Genomic DNA, 16,091 nt, shown 5'->3' with positions numbered 1-16,091 from the left:
CACAACAAGAAAGATATGAAGATATTAGTATTAAATTGCGGAAGCTCGTCTGTTAAGTACAAGCTGTTCAATATGGACACACACGAAGTACTGGCACAGGGCGGCGTAGAGAAGCTGGGTTTACCGGGTTCTTTCCTGAAATTCACTCAGCCGGATGGCAAGAAAGTGATTCTCGAAAAGGAAATGCCTGAACACAATGCAGCTATCGAGTTCATCCTGAGTGTGCTGACTGACGATAAATACGGCTGTATCAAGTCGTTTAACGAAATTGATGCTGTAGGTCATCGTGTGGTACACGGTGGTGAAGCATTCAGCAGTAGTGTGGAAATTACTCCGGAAGTGATCGGTAAGATGGTTGAGTGTATTGATCTGGCACCGCTTCATAATCCGCCAAACCTGAAAGGTATCCGTGCTATGAGCGCATTGATCCCGGGAATCCGTCAGGTGGGTGTGTTCGACACTGCTTTCCATCAGACAATGCCGGATTATGCTTATATGTACGGTCTGCCTTATTCTCTGTATAAGAAATATGGTATCCGTCGTTATGGCTTCCACGGAACCAGTCATCGCTATGTATCAAAACGTGCTTGCGATATCCTGGGTGTTCCTTACGAAGAACAGCGTATCATTACAGCTCACGTAGGTAACGGTGGTTCTATCGCTGCTGTTAAAAACGGTAAGAGTATAGATACTTCTATGGGACTGACTCCGGTAGAAGGTTTACTGATGGGAACCCGTTGTGGTGATGTAGATGCCGGCGCACTTACATTCATCATGGATAAGGAAAAACTGGATGCCAAAGGTTTATCCGATCTGATCAACAAACAGAGCGGTGTACAGGGACTTTCCGGTATTTCTTCCGATATGCGTGAAATCGAAGCTGCTGTTGCCGAAGGAGATAAACGCGCTATCATGGCATTGAACATCTATAACTACCGCATCAAGAAATATATCGGTGCATATGCTGCTGCTATGGGTGGTTGCGATATCCTGGTATGGACTGGCGGCGTAGGTGAAAACCAATGGGCTACTCGTCGTGTTGTATGTGAAAACATGGAATTCATGGGCATGAAGATCGACGTTGAAAAGAACGAAGGTATGCGTGGTGAAGAAATGGTGATCAGCACTCCGGACAGTAAGGTAACAATTATCGTTGTGCCGACTGACGAAGAATATATGATCGCTTCCGATACAATGGATATATTAGGTAAATAAATATTGGTAATTGATAAAGACCGAGGAAGGGTGTAAAAGCTTTTCTCCGGTCTTTTCATTAAAGACTACTATTATGCAGAAAATTATCTCTTTTTTGTTTTCTCTTTTCAGAAACAAAAAGTTTCTGGCTTTGTTGATTTTGTTCGGCATAGTAGTAAAATTATGTATGCTTCCTTTTTACCCTCAACCGGGGGATTATACTTTTTTCCTTCTGCCGTGGGTGGAATTTATCAAGTCGAACGGTTATTTTGAGGCTTTCCGTTATCCGTTTGCTAATTACACACCGGCTTATCTGTATTTTTTATTACTGATAGCTAAGCTTGGGGTAGCTCCTTTAGTGGGGATTAAATTGTTGTCTGTTCTCTTTGAGTATGTGGCTGCTTGGTTTGTGGGGGCGATTGCTTATCAGAAATATAAGGAAAATTGGGTGAGATGGTGTGCGTTTGCCGTGGTGCCACTTCTTCCGACAGTCCTGATTAATAGTTCCTACTGGGCTCAATGCGACTCTATTTATGCCTCTTTCCTGTTGGGAAGTATTTATTTTGTGATGAAGAAGCGCTCGCTTCTTTCCGTTTTGTTTCTGGGGATTTCTTTTTCCTTTAAATTACAGGCTGTACTTCTCTCTCCTTTTTTCTTTGTTTTGTTGCTGAGGAACAGGATTAAATGGTATTATTTTTTGTTGATTCCTGCTGTTTATCTGGTATCGGTTTTTCCTTCTTATATAGCCGGTCGGCCGTTGATGGATTTATTGTCTGTGTTTGTAAAACAGTCATCGCATTATGAGGAACTTTCTTTACAGTTTCCCAATATTTATATGTGGATCAGCAATGATTACTACGAACCGGTAAAATGGATAGGAATACTGTTTACTTTTTTGTTCGCGTTAATAGGAGGTGGATATCTGGCCTGGAAACGTCCGGTTAATTTGACGAACGAGTATTTGGTCCGGTTGGCATTGCTTTCGGCTGTGATTTTTCCTTTTATTTTGCCAGGAATGCATGAACGATATATGTATGCGGGTGATTTGCTGGCTGTTGTTTATATGTTGTATTTCCCCCGGAAATTCTATTATGCAGTGGGGATTCCTATTGTCTCTTTCTTTTCTTATGCACTTTGTACTTCGCTCAACGAGACATTGATTCATTATCTGGGAGTACCGATGACTATTTTTTATTTGTTGGTAATCATTGGCCTGATACGCGATTTTGTGCTATCCGGTAAGACTTCGGAAAAATAATCCTCTTGTTTTTGTCTATAATTAGAGAAAACTGTGTAACTTGCATCCGGTTAATAATAACTAATCCTCACAGCTTACAAAACACAGGATTAGTGTTTAGACTGCTCTGACACCGGTTGGGGCAGTTTTTTTAATCTTCAATTAGTTCGAACTGTTCAAGGAACAGATTCTCGCCATCCCATACGATATAAGAAAAGAGTGTCATCCAGTCGCCGGCGATCAGCAGGCGGGAGGTGCGTGAAAGCATCAGGTCGAGCATGATATGACGATGCCCGAAAATAAAGAAATTGATATCCGGATGTGTTTTCAGATAGTCTTTAGCGAATAGAACCAGATATTCAGCTGACTCACCTTTATATTCGAGTGCATTTTCTTTTTCCAGTCCGCTTTTACGGCTGCTCAGTGACCAGCCGAGGGCAAAACCGAAAGTCCAGCGGGGATGAATGCCGGCATAAAGCCACTGGCAGAATTTGTTACGGAAAAGGGCACGGATAAAGCGGAAGGCTTTGCTGCGGTAGTCCACTTCGTCGCCATGGCCGAGAAAGAAACGCTTGCCCAGCAGATCGGTCGTCAATACGTCCCGATGGATCACTGCACCGATTTCATTGGGCAGGTAATCGAACATCCAGATGTCGTGGTTACCGATAAAAATATGGATTTCGATGCCGCTGTCCGATAATTCGGCCAGCTTGCCGAGGAAACGGGTAAATCCTTTGGGTACTACATATTTATATTCGTACCAGTAGTCGAACATATCTCCCAGAAAATAGATTGCCATAGCTTCGTCTTTGATGCTGTCGAGCCAACGCACCAACTTTTTCTCAACGGTCAGCGGGTCTTTATGAAAACGGGCGCCCAGATGGGCGTCCGAGGCAAAATATATTTTCTTCCGGGATGTATTCATAGGAAACCTAGTTCGAGTTTCGCTTCTTCCGACATCATATCCTTATCCCATTCCGGTTCGAATACGAGGTTGACTTCCACGTTGTTCACCCCATCTACCGATTCCACTTTCATGCGGACATCTTCCAGAATAAAATCGGCGGCCGGGCAATTCGGAGCCGTCAGGGTCATATCTATGCGGACGTTCTTTTCGTCGTCTATATCCACTTTGTAAATCAGGCCGAGATCGAATACGTTGACCGGTATTTCCGGATCATATACCGTTTTCAGCATGGCGACAATCGCTTCTTCTGTTTGGAGGAATTCGTTGTTCATCTTCTTTTAATTTGAATGCAAATATACATTAATATCTTCTATATAGTAAACCATAGAAAAGATAAAATGTTTACAACCCCAGTCGTCCTTCGTCTGCATAGCTGAAGTAGCTGCCGTCGGCAAGGATAATATGGTCTAATAAGTTTATTTCAAGTAATTCGGCGGCCTTATGCAGGCGTTTGGTCAGGGAGTCATCCTGCGAACTCGGGTGAGTGTTTCCCGAAGGATGATTATGGCAGAGAATAATACCGGCAGCCAGTGCGTTGATAGCCGTTTTCAGTATGATACGCAGGTCGGCGGAGGTTTCGGCCGTTCCTCCCTGGCTGATCCGGGTTTTGCCGGTCACTTTTCCGGCCCGGTTTGTCAGGGCAATCCATAATTCTTCGTGAGGTAAATCGCAGAGCAAGGGGTGAAACAAAGAGTAGGCGTCGTGGCTACTTCGGATCGACTGGCTCAGGACCGGATCGGACAGGTTGCGGCGTTTGCCGAGCTCGAGTGCAGCGCATATTGTGATCGCTTTCGCTTCACCAATACCTTTGAAGCCGGAGATCAGTTCCCGGATTGTCAGTTTTGCCAATGCATTCAGATTATTGTCTGCCGTGTTGAGGATACGCTGCGACAATTGTACGGCTGTTTCATTGCTGTTACCCGAACTAATGAGGATGGCTAAAAGTTCGGCATCACTGAGAGAGGCGACACCTTTGAGTAACATTTTTTCGCGCGGGCGGTCTTCTGCTGCCCATTCTTTTATTTTCATAGCAATATGTTTTGGATAAGAAAAAATAGAAGGGCAGTCCATAAAACCGCCCTTACAATATATAAATATTATTCACGGATACGTCCTACGTAAGAACCGTCTGTTGTGTTGATTTCGATGATTTCACCTTCATTGATGAATAACGGAACACGAACTTCTGCACCAGATTCCACGGTAGCCGGTTTCAATGTGTTTGTAGCAGTATCGCCTTTTACACCCGGTTCTGTATAAGTTACTTTCAACTGTACTTTGGTAGGCATGTCAGCAAAAAGAACAGTATCTGTAGATGCATCGGAAACAACTTCCACAATCTGACCTTCGATCATGAAATCTACTCCGTTAATCAAGTCTTTGTCGATGATTACGTCATCGAATGTTTCCTGATTCATGAAGTGGTAATGTTCGCCTTCTGCATAAGTATATTGGTAAGGACGACGTTCTACACGTACATCTTCCAGTTTTTCACCGATATTGAAGCGGCGTTCGATCTGGCCTCCTTTTACTACGTCTTTCAATGTAGTACGCATAATTGTGTTACCTTTTCCCGGTTTTACGTGAAGAAAGTCTACACAGAAATAGAGTTTACCGTCCAAACGTATACAAGTCCCTTTTTTAATGTCTTGTGAATTAATCATATGAATATTTTTATTTATAATGTTTTTTTGAATTGTCTTCGGTCATTTTCGGGTACAAAAGTAGTGTTTTCCTCTTAAAGTACCAATATATGCCTATGTTTTTATTCAGAAATAGGTTGCAAATCAGTCTGATATGATTTCAGAAGGCACAGAAGAAGGTGTTATCCTAAAACAGGGAAATGATAAAACTGATTACCGGGACCAGAATGGCGGTCATAATTCCCATTAAGCCGATAGCCAGTCCGCTCAGTGCACCTTCGACAGCTCCGATCTGTATGGCAACGGAAGTTCCCAGTCCATGTGATGATGCGCCCAATGCCAGCCCTTTGGCGATCCGGCTTTCAATACCTAATACTTTCATCACGAACGGGCCGACAATACTGCCGAATATACCTACTGCTACAACGATAACGGCTGTTAACGAAGGCATTCCTCCGGCCTTTTCGGCAATACCCATAGCGATAGGAGTTGTAACGGATTTCGGTTGGAGGGTGGCGATCAATGCCTGGTCGGCTCCCATCAGGTCGCCGATCACGATCACGCTCACGATGCCGATAATGGCTCCGACGAATACGGAGGTGAGGATAGAGATCACATTTCCTTTCAGGTATTGCATCTGTTCGTATAAGACAAATCCTAATGCGACAACCGATGGTCCCAGCAAGAAATGGATCAGATGGCTTCCCCGCTGGAAAGACTCATATTCGATTCCCATCATTTTCAGTACGGCAATAATAACGAGGATAGATGTCAACAGCGGGTGCAGCAGGCTGATACGGGTTTTCTTATACAAAGCTAATGCCGCCATATAAGTACCGATCACCAATGTGAGTGAAAATACTTCCGATTGCGCGAGGTTATTCATTGCTTCCGACCTCCTTGCCGAGTTTTTGTTGGATAAGTGCGACACTCGCTATCACCAGGATTGTACTGACCACGGAGGCAGTAAGAATAACTGCCCAATATTGTGATATGACTCCCAGCGACGTCATAAGCCCGACGCCTGCGGGAAGGAAGAACAACCCCATGTTTTCAGTGAGGATCGTGGATAGTTTTTTTACGTTGGCAGGCTTTACCAGCTTAAAGACCAATGCCAGGAATAACAATATCATACCGATCACGCTTCCCGGAATGAAACCGTCGATAAAGGAGCTGATAAACTCTCCGGTAAAATAGAAGAACAGAATGTAAAATGCTTGTTTTAGCATATCTCTTTACTGTTTAAATAGACACTGCAAAGATAACAGCTTTGCAGGAAATGTGTTCTACAACATAGCAATTTAACATAAATACTTGTTGAATGAGGCTGCTAGATAACAACCTTTAACAGGGTTATGTTATAACTAGATATCTTTATTACTATATTTGTGTAGTATAAATGTTATAACATGTGGTAGTATGGAAAGAAATATCGTACAAATCGGAAACAGTATGGGCGTTATATTACCAGCTAGTATTCTAAAGCGCTTGAATTTGTCGGCTAAAGATCCGGTAACAATCACACATAGGAACAACAGTATTATTATCAAGCCTGTCCCACGTAGGAATTGGGAAGCTGCCGCATCACAGATGCATGCAGCCGGAGATGATAACCTGATTATGCCGGATATATTAGAGGATGAGAAGATGGAGGGACTGGAATGGTAGAAAGATTTGGTATCTATTGGGTCGACTTTAACCCGACAAAAGGAAGTGAGATTAATAAAATTAGGCCGGCAGTTGTCGTATCACCGGATGAGTTGAACCGCCATTTGAATACGGTTATAATTATTCCCTTGACATCGACACTCACTCCTTATCCTTGGCGGGTGAAGTGTACTTTAGACGGAAAAGAGGGTATGATAGCCACCGACCAGATTCGGACTGTCGATAAATTGAGGATAGGAAAGCAAGCAGGTGTATTGAACGAAGATGAAAGAGAAAGCCTGATTGATGTATTGGAAGAAATGTTTATACTGTAGCCTTTGGATCAAAAGAATATGAATAAACCTGGAGAAGAAATCAATAATCTGTAAAAACCTTTCTAAAAATAATGATGGGGCTGTCGTTTCAAACGATAGCCTTTTTTGTATGAATGAAAATCCCCCGCTTATTCCCCCTAAAACAGGCTAAATCCTATCTTTTAACAATTCTCGGCAAAAAACTGAAAAAGTAGGTGTTGGAACACAGTGTATTATGAAATGCGCGTGGGTACATATTTATGTATATGAAGAGAGGAGAAAATAATAGATAAACTGTTGAATAATAAGGGATGGATTATAAAAAGTGAATGACTAATTTTAACGTTCCTTTTTTCTCGCCAGCAAAGTTACTACATTCTTTTAATCCTCCAATCTTTTTCAAAATATTTTTTCCTTTCCTATATCCTTTCTTATCAACAGAATAGCAAAACTAGTACGAAAATCATCCTTTTGACCACAAAGACAAAATGGGCAAAAAACAATGACTAGAAAAAAGGAACGTTTTCTCTAGTCATCTGCTCTTAGAAACGTTCCTGATCTGAGGTTAAAAGACTTTTTAAATAACACTATTATTAATATTAAACGAAAGATTATGAACAAAAAGTTTTCTACTTTGATGACGGGAGCGTTATTGGTAGGATCAATTACTGTCGCAAGTGCTCAGCATGCGAATAAGAGTGATTGGGAAGTACCGTTTCGCACCCAAGATGTAACTGCAGCAAGCTTGGATCAGATTGCTGTTACTAAAATCAATAAATTTGATTCAAACAAGTACTACCAATTGGTGGTAAATGAAAATGCAGAGACTGATGTACTTGGCGAAAATGCGTATATCAGAACTCCGAAGGTTCTTGTGCAGGCTAGAGATTATAAAACCGGTAAATTGTATTTAAAGGTAGTAAGCATTGACGAAACACAAGAAATAGGCGCAAAATTAACCTCTTCATTGTGGAAAATCGATGTGCAGGAAGATGCTTCTAACGGTGTTAACTTCAGATTCATCAATAAAGAAACAGGCTATCCTCTGACATTTGATCATGAGAATGCTGTTGCAGGAGGAACTCTTACTGCTGATTCAAAGATCTCAGGTGCTGTAGAGAAAACATTAGTAGACGGTTGTATCGACAGATGGACTTGGTATAATATCGCAGAAAAAACAACTGGTACATTTGATGCACAGAAATTATGGGCTTTTGTACATGATACGAATTCTAAAAAAGTAATTGCTTTAGCTCAGAATGCATCTGGTGACGTTGTTGCTGTTGAATATTCAGATGCAGATGCCGGTGTAAACATGGCAGACCAGAATGTAATTGCTTTGACACCGGTTGTAGCTGGTGCTAAAGTTCTTTCTGCTAATGATATCAATAGCATGATCGATGCTGATGGTTCATGGGAATACGGTAATAGTGTTGCCGGAGATAATTGGAATAAGGCAATCTTTGATGTATTCAATTCAGGAACAAAAGACGAAGTGGAACTTGCTGCTGATTATGATTATTTCGTAAGAGAAAAAGGATATGTTGCGGAAGAACATGATTATTCCGGATTGGAAGGTAATGTAAATATCTCCGATTATGCAGGTTTCAATATCGCATTGCGAGTAAAGAAGGCTGCAATTACTGAACCTGATTCTGTATTGATGGTATCAACAGAAGCTTATGAAGCAAATAAGTTGAATCCGGAAAAGAGCCCCAACCTGAAATTAGTGAATGCTCCGGCTCCTGATTATACAAAACTGACTGCATATAATGCACGTTCTATCTTTAAGTTCACTTATTTCCCGACTCAGGATAGCTTGGTTATCGAACCGTGGAATGCTTCTTCTATGTCTGTAGCTGAATACCAGGCAGGTACTGCATGGACTGCAACATCATTGGCAAGTGCTACAACTAAGCAGTTCTATAACTCTGTAAACGAAGGTAAAGCCCGCGGTACAGGTGCTATGACAGCTGCAGATAATACAGGTGTAAAGAAAGCCGAAAACGAACCGGTTGCAATCACAATCGCTTATTTGTCTGATGGTTCTGTCGTTCCTACAGTTGGCCGTGCCCGTACTTATCAGGGAGGTGCATTCGCTAATGCTGGTCTGGCTATTAATTCAAAAGGAAATGGTAAGGCTTATGTAACTAACAAGCAGGCTGATATGCTGATCCGTATCGGTTTCGATCACGATTACTCTTATTTGGCTCGTGCTTCAAAAGTGGACGGTACTTACTTTGTTCGTTTGTCTACAGCAAAAGCAGCTAGCCAGGGTGAAAAGAGAGTAGACGGTTCATATATCGTTTCCGATTTTGCCGGACATATGTATTATGATGTAAAAGAAAACGAACAGGACTTCAATCATATGCCTGCAACTCAGTGGGTGGTTAAACAACTGGGATGTGATAACAGAACTGCTCCTCAAGACAATGAAACTCCGCGCGTAAGCATTACTAACCGCGAATTTGCAAATGTAGCATTTACAGGTCAGCTTTACAATGTGAAAGATGCTGAAGGTAATGTTGTTGCCGGTAAATATTACTTTATCGATCATACAAAAGATGCTAATGTAAATTATCTGGAAGGTCTGAGCCAGCATGGTGCAGCTTATAACTTCCTGAACTGTGGCGATACAATCTATTTCGATGACGTAAAAGATGCTACAAGAGGTTATCTGGACCTGAGCGGCAAACAAGTTACCGATACAACTTACGTATTCAACCTGATTGATGGTTTGAACAATGAAATGTTCCTGACAGCAGATGTAAATGACACATTGACAATTGCTAAAGAACAATTGGAATTCCAGTTGGATAACGCAAAATCTGTTACGGCAAACGGTTGGACGAAGACTATCTACAGACTGAAGATTAAAGATGCTAACCAGATCGATAACGATTACAAGTATATCGCATTGGATCAGAATCATAAGTTTGTAGCTAAATACGAAGAAGATGTTACAAGCGATCCTTCTTTGACAATGGCTTGGTTTGCATTCAAAGAAGATGCACATGCAAATGGCGCTCATTATTATGCAATGATCCTCACAAATGCAAAAGGTGAAGCTCTGCAGGTATTACGTCGTCAACCGATCAGCAATGAAATGAAAGTGGATGATCTGTGCACATCAATGGGTACAACGACTACTACAATCTTCGATATCAAACCGGTTAAGAGTCATATCTATGTACAGTTGGCTGACGAACAGGTTTATGTTCCTGCTAATATCCAGAAAGAACCGTATCAGGCATTCTTGTATGAAGATGCTGGTTCTGTTTACTCAGCAGGTAAAGGTATGAATTTCGTAGGTGTTCAGCCGAAGAATGTAACTCCGGAAGCTCCGTCTGTATATATCGACCTTGCAAAGAAAGATGATTACAGACCGTTGTATATGTTTGTTGTTGATCCGGATAGCGTACCTGCTTACACATTCTGTAAAGACGGTAATATCGAAGCTCCTCACGGATTGAATCCTTCTTGCGGACACGAAGAATCTTATGATGGTTATCTGGCTGGTCGTTTCATGATCAACTTGCAGGATTCAGTTGACCTGTATGAAAACATCAATAAGCTCCAGAATGCCAGCATCTTCAAACATAACAACAAAACTCGTTTGGCATTTGTAGAAGCAATCCATAAAGGAGATAAGCTGTATATCCTGAAATCTGACTATACATTAGGTTTGAAAGCATGGGAAAAGAAAGACAGCAAGACTGTTATCGCTATCGAACAGGATGGTCACAAATATATCAATCCGAAATATTTCAAGGATAACGAAGCATTCCTGGCTGTAATTGATGTAACTAAGGCTGACGATGCTAACAAAGCTGCATTTGCTTTGAGAAGAGTTGGTTTCGAAGGTGACGGTTCAGCTGTAGAAAATCAGTTCTATATCGAAACAGCTACAACAGGTTATGGTGCATTCAAGGGTGAAACAGCTGCTTGGTTGAAGGAAGAAGACGGTGTTGCCGTATTAGCTCAGAAAGCAAACAAGAACGGTAACCATGAAGGTTCTGATGATGCAATCAACGAAGGTATCAACCAGGCTACTCCGTTCACATTTGACTTTGAAAATGCTACAACTCCGACAGAGAACGAAACTATCGGTACTTCTGCAATCAGCGTAGTAGCAACTGACGGTGCTGTAATCGTTAAGGGTGCACAGGGCAAGAAAGTTACTATCAGCAACGTACTTGGTCAGACAATTGCCAACACAGTTCTTACTTCCGACGAAGTTACAATCACTGCTCCTGCAGGTTATGTAACTGTAGCTATCGAAGGCGAACCTGCTGTTAAAGCAATCGTAAAATAAGAAACTATTTATAATCAATAGATTTTGACTGCGTGTCTTGTCTTCGGACAATGATAATTACCCCGTGAGGGCGAACGAGTGGTCAATATTAATACTAAAGTAATGAAATAAAGTTCTTCTGTTCGATCTCTGTGAAGAGCGAAGACAGACAAAAACAAGCCCCGGGGGATTTCCTTCGGGGCTTCGTTGTTAGAAAAATATGAACTATCTGCTTAATAGTGCCGGGAGTAACCAATTCCCCTCTTGAGAGGGGATAAGGGGTGTGTTAAAGCTAGTTATAGGGCGAAACTATGACACACCCCCTTCCCCCTCTCAAGAGGGGAGCCAGTTACAACCAGTCAATAATTAGATAGTTCAATTCTGATAAATTCTGAACCAACAACCAGTCAATCACTAATAAAAAACAATCCAAATGAAAAAAAACTGGAAGCCGGCCTTTTGACAGAGGCGGCACAAGAATTGAGGCTCCGCTGCGAGCAGCTCGAAGGCGAACTTCGGGAAGTGAAAAAACAATGTAACAAACTGGCACACCTGCTGGAACATGCCGTTTGGGAAGAAGATATGATAGCGGAAGAACCTATCGTCTTCAACGGACTGACGGCCGATTTCGTGGAACTGATCGGCCCTTTGCTGATGAGCCGCAAATGGACGGTGAACGGACGGCACGATGTGCAACCCTTCCTCCGTTCGCTCGACTCGGTCTTTCATATACGCTATGATCCGGAGAAAGACTACCTGGCGTTGGGCAGACTGACGAATGTCGTACAGGAATATCTCGACAATCACCGGGATGACGATCTCCCCGGATAAGAGCTTGAATTTACAGGGCCCGTGTTTATCATAATAAAAGAGAAAATAACGGGCCCCTTTGTAAAGAATTGCCGACCTTGAAAGCAGTAATAATAACCTCAATTTTAAACGAACTGGTATGATAAAAGTAACTGTGTTTGCCCGGTTTAAAACCTGTATGGGCGACGTCAACCTGATAGACGTCCTTTCTGATATCCGGAATGGCAAATATGCCACGTCTATTAACCGTATCCGTGCCTGTATGGACAAGGGTGATCTCGAAGCGGCCGATATGCAGAAAAAAGCATTGCCGGCTATAACAATTTCCGCGACCTATCGCGGGCAACGCCTTGTAGAATATATGACAGCCTACAATCCATTGATTATCCTCGATTTTGATGACTTGAAAAAAGAGGATTTACCCCACCTGCTCGCTCTGGTGCGTGAGGCTGTCTATACGGTGGCCTGCTGGATCAGTCCGCGCGGGCATGGCATCAAAGTCATTGTCTACCCGGTGGTCGGGCTTGAACTGGTGCCTCAGAGTCATCCGGCTATCTACAAGCGGGTGAAAGACTGGTATCAACGTCTGCTGGGTACTAAAGCCGATACTTCGGGAAGCGATGCCGGTCGTCTCTGTATTGTTTCGTACGATCCGCAACTTTATCTTTCCCCCCGTTTCGAACCCTGGCTGAGAGGAGAGGGCACTTTGCCCGGCGATCTGCCGCCGATAGAGGTCGTTATCGGAAAAGATGTCATGCAACTGATTTCTTCCGCCCGTAAGCAGACAACCCGAAAGTATGCTTATGCCGAGGGCAACCGCAACAATTACGTCCATCTCTTTGCCGCCAACTGCAACCGTCTGGGAGTGGCCAAAGAAGAAGTTGTGAAGTATGCCTGTAAAACCTTTACCGACCTGCCGGCCGAAGAGTGTCTGCAAGCTGTGGATAGCGCTTATATGCATACGGAGGAGCATGGTGCGGGGAAAACGGCGCTTCGTTCGCATCGTGGGGATAGTTTTGTCGTTCAGATACAGGAGTTTCTGAACAAAAGTTTCAAGCTTCGCCGCAATATCGTCCGGCGTATAGTGGAGTATCGGAGCCTGACGAAACACGATGTTTATCAGCCTGTCACCGATTATTGGGAAAACTCTGTCTGGTGTGCCTTGCAGAAAGCGGATGTGTTTTGCCGTGTGTCTGACCTGCGTTCGGTGATTCATTCCGATTTCAGTCCCGAATACAATCCATTCCGGTCTTACTTCGAAAACCTGCCTGCCTGGGACGGGAAGACGGACGCTATCGGGCAGTTGGCCGCCACTGTCGACACCACCTGCCCCGAATATTGGGGGAAGTGCCTGAAGAAATGGTTGGTGGCCGTTGTGGCCTGTGCTATCAACGAGCAAAAGGCAAACCATACGGTCTTGTTGCTGAGCGGAGCGCAGGGATTGGGCAAGACTACCTGGTTGCGTAACCTGGTGCCTCCCGCACTTAGAAACTATGTCTATTCGGGCAATCTCGATCCTACGGCAAAAGATTCGTCGTTGCTGATGAGCGATTGTTTCCTGATCATCCTCGATGAACTGTCGGGACAGAGCCGCGTGGAGTTGAACCAGTTGAAGGCGTTGATCACGAAAGACTCTATCCTTGAACGCCGCCCGTATGCCCGCAATGCGGAGACGTTCGTGCGCCGTGCTTCGTTTGCCGCCACGGTGAACGACAGCCAGATTCTGACCGACCGTACCGGTTCGCGCCGTTTCCTTTGTTTTGAAACGCTCCGCATCGATTATACCTCCGGGATAGACCATACCGCCATTTATGCTCAGGCGCTGGCGCTTTATAAACAGGGGTTCCGCTATTGGTTTGCCGACCAGGATATTACGGAGATAAACGAGAACAACGAACCTTTCCAGCAATCGAGTCCCGAAGCGGAATTGCTTTTCACGTATTTTCGTAAACCGGTGCGTTTCGAGGCGTATATTTTGCTCTCCACCAGCGAAATCATGTCCCAAATAGCGGAACGAACACGCTATTCCGTGACCACAATGAGCGTAAACCAACTGGGAAAAGTGTTAAAAGGTGCCGGTTTTGAGTCGCAAAAGAGACATGGGAAGCGTCTTTTTGCCGTCATTGAACTGACGAATGACCAGATAGAAGCCCGCCGTAAGGGATTCGGGTATGATCCGGTAGATGGAGAGGAACAGTCTGACGGAGAGGGTAATAACGGAGAAGAACCTCCTGAGCCAACACTTCCGTTTTAAGGATCGGGGGCGGATGGGGGCGGCAAAAAGGCATTTTGGGAAACTTCTGTATAGTGTGTTCCTTGTTCCTTCTACGAACTGATCGTAGAAGGAACAAGGAACGTCTTATTATAAAGTTTTCAAAACCCTCTTTTTGCCGCCCCCATCCGCCCCCGAACAGATTGGCTGCCGCAGCTATTTTATTTTACTGCGGCAGCCACCGGAAATGGGTGCGGCAGCCGGTAAAAACAGCTGCGGCACTTATCTTTTTCTTCAAGGCTCTCCCAGATGTTCGACAATACATTCTACCTGGCGGGGCGTAAAGCTTCGTATGCCGGGACGGAAGCCCAGTTCAAGCAGTTTCGCTTTCAGTACGCCATGATAATTGATCCACCGCCAAAGTTGCATAATCGCTCCTCTGTGACTCATATGAGGGCTGTAAAGCTCTGCCAGCTCACCTACTCCGTAGGCTCGTATTTCGAAGGTTGTTTGTTTCATTGTTAGATTGCTTTTGTGCTATCTAAGATACGAATAATCAATGGATTTGTCAAATTATTTCAATGCGGTTTTACAATATTTATCGGAAATAAAATGTCGTTTCGTCACACCACGTCACCGCTGTCTACAAAGTGGGTAGGCGCTTGCCGTATCTTTGATATGTAATTAATAATCAACTAAAAAGAATAAAGTATGGCATTACAGTTTCATTTGGTTCAGAGGAAGAACCTTAGTAAAAATGTAGAGGTGGGGAAAGAGAAACTCTACTATGCGCAGACCCGGGCGACGGGGACGTGTTCCTTCGATGAGTTGTGCGAAATCGTGGCAGAGAGTTCCACTGCTTCGAGCGGTGATGTGAAGGTGGTGATAGACCGTGTGATCAAATTCCTGCTCCTGTTCCTGGCCCGCGGGGAGGTAGTGCAGTGTGGCGAGCTGGGTACCTTCCAGCTGTTGCAGACCAGTTCGGGGAGTGTGACTGCTGAGGAGTTCTCTTCGAATATGTTGTATCGCGCCCGCCTTCGCTTCCGTCCCGGTCCTAAGTTGCGTGAGTTGATCCTGACGGCCAAGAGCGAGCGTTTCAAGCTCGAAGAGTCGAAACCTGCCACGCCGGGCGGTGGAAGTGATCGTCCTGAAATTGAATGATCTCTGTAACCTGTGTGTATGGATAAGTATTCATTTACCCGCAAGTACCTCCCCGCCGCACGTATGGCGGGTGAGTTGTACGGATTGAACCCGGTAGTGATCCTGGCTCAGTCTGCTATCGAAACCGGCTGGGGAGAGAGTTCCCTGGCTACCTGCTACAATAACTTTTTCGGACTGACGGGGTATGGTGTTGCCAATGCTTACTGGCATGGCGGCAAGACTGATCTGGATAAGCCGGACGGTCTGCTGTTTCGCCGTTACGACAGTCCTGAAAATAGTTTCCTGAATTTTGCCCGCCTGATAGCGACGGTCTATAAACAGGCGGCAGCTGTGAGTCATTATCCCCGGGCGTATGCCCGTGAGATTGCTTACAGCAGGTATATCAGTGAAGTGAACGGGGATAACCGGGCGGCCTATTGCAGGATGTTGGAGAGCATTGCACAGTCGCTGGTTCCCATAGTGTATAATCTTAATAATGACAACGTATGAGCGAGAAGACAAACAAGGTGAAAACGATCCTGCAATTTATTATGGATCTGCTGGGGTTCCTGTTGGGAAGAAAGAAACAAGGATGATCCCCGTAGGGGCGGTTCGCGAACCGCCCCTACCGAA

At 44.1% G+C, this 16,091-nt stretch carries 16 protein-coding genes; 9 read left to right on the top strand and 7 right to left on the bottom strand.

Annotated features, from left to right (window positions below):
- Positions 1–15: 15 nt before the first annotated feature.
- Positions 16–1,215: an acetate/propionate family kinase gene (locus tag DWW91_RS02820; RefSeq protein WP_009859983.1), complete on the top strand. Its 1,200-nt coding sequence runs from the start codon at positions 16–18 to the stop codon at positions 1,213–1,215.
- A gap of 73 nt (positions 1,216–1,288) precedes the next feature.
- Entirely contained in the window at positions 1,289–2,452 is a 1,164-nt protein-coding gene (locus DWW91_RS02815) for a hypothetical protein (protein WP_009859982.1), read from the top strand.
- 130 nt (positions 2,453–2,582) lie between these two features.
- On the opposite strand, the gene DWW91_RS02810 is transcribed toward DWW91_RS02815, so the two are convergent.
- The 6 genes from DWW91_RS02810 to DWW91_RS02785 form a co-directional block, all read right to left on the bottom strand.
- A complete protein-coding gene (locus DWW91_RS02810) occupies positions 2,583–3,356 on the bottom strand; it encodes a UDP-2,3-diacylglucosamine diphosphatase (protein WP_122326895.1) in 774 nt (257 codons plus the stop codon).
- The gene (locus DWW91_RS02805) at positions 3,353–3,670 is read right to left on the bottom strand and encodes an SUF system Fe-S cluster assembly protein (RefSeq protein ID WP_009859980.1); all 318 of its coding nucleotides are present in this window, start codon (positions 3,668–3,670) and stop codon (positions 3,353–3,355) included. The genes DWW91_RS02810 and DWW91_RS02805 overlap by 4 nt, the downstream gene beginning before the upstream one ends.
- Before the next feature lie 70 nt (positions 3,671–3,740).
- Entirely contained in the window at positions 3,741–4,427 is a 687-nt protein-coding gene (radC, locus tag DWW91_RS02800) for a DNA repair protein RadC (RefSeq protein ID WP_199722542.1), read from the bottom strand.
- Positions 4,428–4,495: 68 nt separating this feature from the next.
- Positions 4,496–5,062, bottom strand: a complete 567-nt coding sequence (gene efp / locus DWW91_RS02795) for an elongation factor P (protein WP_009859978.1) — start codon at positions 5,060–5,062, stop codon at positions 4,496–4,498.
- 166 nt (positions 5,063–5,228) lie between these two features.
- The gene (locus tag DWW91_RS02790; protein ID WP_009859977.1) at positions 5,229–5,927 is read right to left on the bottom strand and encodes an LrgB family protein; all 699 of its coding nucleotides are present in this window, start codon (positions 5,925–5,927) and stop codon (positions 5,229–5,231) included.
- Entirely contained in the window at positions 5,920–6,270 is a 351-nt protein-coding gene (locus DWW91_RS02785; RefSeq protein ID WP_009859976.1) for a CidA/LrgA family protein, read from the bottom strand. The genes DWW91_RS02790 and DWW91_RS02785 overlap by 8 nt, the downstream gene beginning before the upstream one ends.
- A gap of 190 nt (positions 6,271–6,460) precedes the next feature.
- Here DWW91_RS02785 and DWW91_RS02780 point away from each other — a divergent pair, with 190 nt between their 5' ends.
- The 5 genes from DWW91_RS02780 to DWW91_RS02760 all read left to right on the top strand — a co-directional run bounded on the left by DWW91_RS02780 (position 6,461) and on the right by DWW91_RS02760 (position 14,360).
- Positions 6,461–6,709 carry an AbrB/MazE/SpoVT family DNA-binding domain-containing protein gene (locus DWW91_RS02780; RefSeq protein WP_009859975.1) on the top strand — a complete coding sequence of 83 codons (249 nt, stop codon included), beginning with the start codon at positions 6,461–6,463 and terminating at the stop codon, positions 6,707–6,709.
- The gene (locus DWW91_RS02775) at positions 6,703–7,023 is read left to right on the top strand and encodes a type II toxin-antitoxin system PemK/MazF family toxin (RefSeq protein ID WP_009859974.1); all 321 of its coding nucleotides are present in this window, start codon (positions 6,703–6,705) and stop codon (positions 7,021–7,023) included. Before DWW91_RS02780 ends, DWW91_RS02775 begins: the two co-directional genes overlap by 7 nt.
- Positions 7,024–7,615: 592 nt before the next feature.
- Positions 7,616–11,317 (top strand): DUF6383 domain-containing protein, encoded by a 3,702-nt coding sequence (locus DWW91_RS02770; RefSeq protein WP_122326893.1) that lies wholly within the window; start codon positions 7,616–7,618, stop codon positions 11,315–11,317.
- 438 nt (positions 11,318–11,755) lie between these two features.
- Positions 11,756–12,127, top strand: a complete 372-nt coding sequence (locus tag DWW91_RS02765) for a hypothetical protein (protein WP_009859972.1) — start codon at positions 11,756–11,758, stop codon at positions 12,125–12,127.
- A 118-nt stretch (positions 12,128–12,245) separates the two neighbouring features.
- On the top strand, positions 12,246–14,360 hold the full coding sequence (locus DWW91_RS02760; protein WP_122326892.1) for a VapE domain-containing protein: 2,115 nt from the start codon (positions 12,246–12,248) through the stop codon (positions 14,358–14,360).
- Positions 14,361–14,612: 252 nt separating this feature from the next.
- Here the strand turns inward: DWW91_RS02760 and DWW91_RS02755 are convergent, their stop codons facing one another.
- Positions 14,613–14,837: a DUF4248 domain-containing protein gene (locus tag DWW91_RS02755; RefSeq protein WP_009859970.1), complete on the bottom strand. Its 225-nt coding sequence runs from the start codon at positions 14,835–14,837 to the stop codon at positions 14,613–14,615.
- Positions 14,838–15,029: 192 nt separating this feature from the next.
- Here DWW91_RS02755 and DWW91_RS02750 point away from each other — a divergent pair, with 192 nt between their 5' ends.
- The gene (locus DWW91_RS02750; protein WP_122326891.1) at positions 15,030–15,479 is read left to right on the top strand and encodes an HU family DNA-binding protein; all 450 of its coding nucleotides are present in this window, start codon (positions 15,030–15,032) and stop codon (positions 15,477–15,479) included.
- Positions 15,480–15,497: 18 nt separating this feature from the next.
- Positions 15,498–15,968: a glucosaminidase domain-containing protein gene (locus DWW91_RS02745; protein ID WP_122326890.1), complete on the top strand. Its 471-nt coding sequence runs from the start codon at positions 15,498–15,500 to the stop codon at positions 15,966–15,968.
- Positions 15,969–16,091: the final 123 nt, after the last annotated feature.

It is taken from the genome of Parabacteroides sp. AF17-3, assembly GCF_003635445.1.
Taxonomy (GTDB): domain Bacteria; phylum Bacteroidota; class Bacteroidia; order Bacteroidales; family Tannerellaceae; genus Parabacteroides; species Parabacteroides goldsteinii.
The sequence above is the reverse complement of the archived record's forward strand: the minus strand, read 5'-3'. Positions and strand labels throughout refer to the sequence as shown.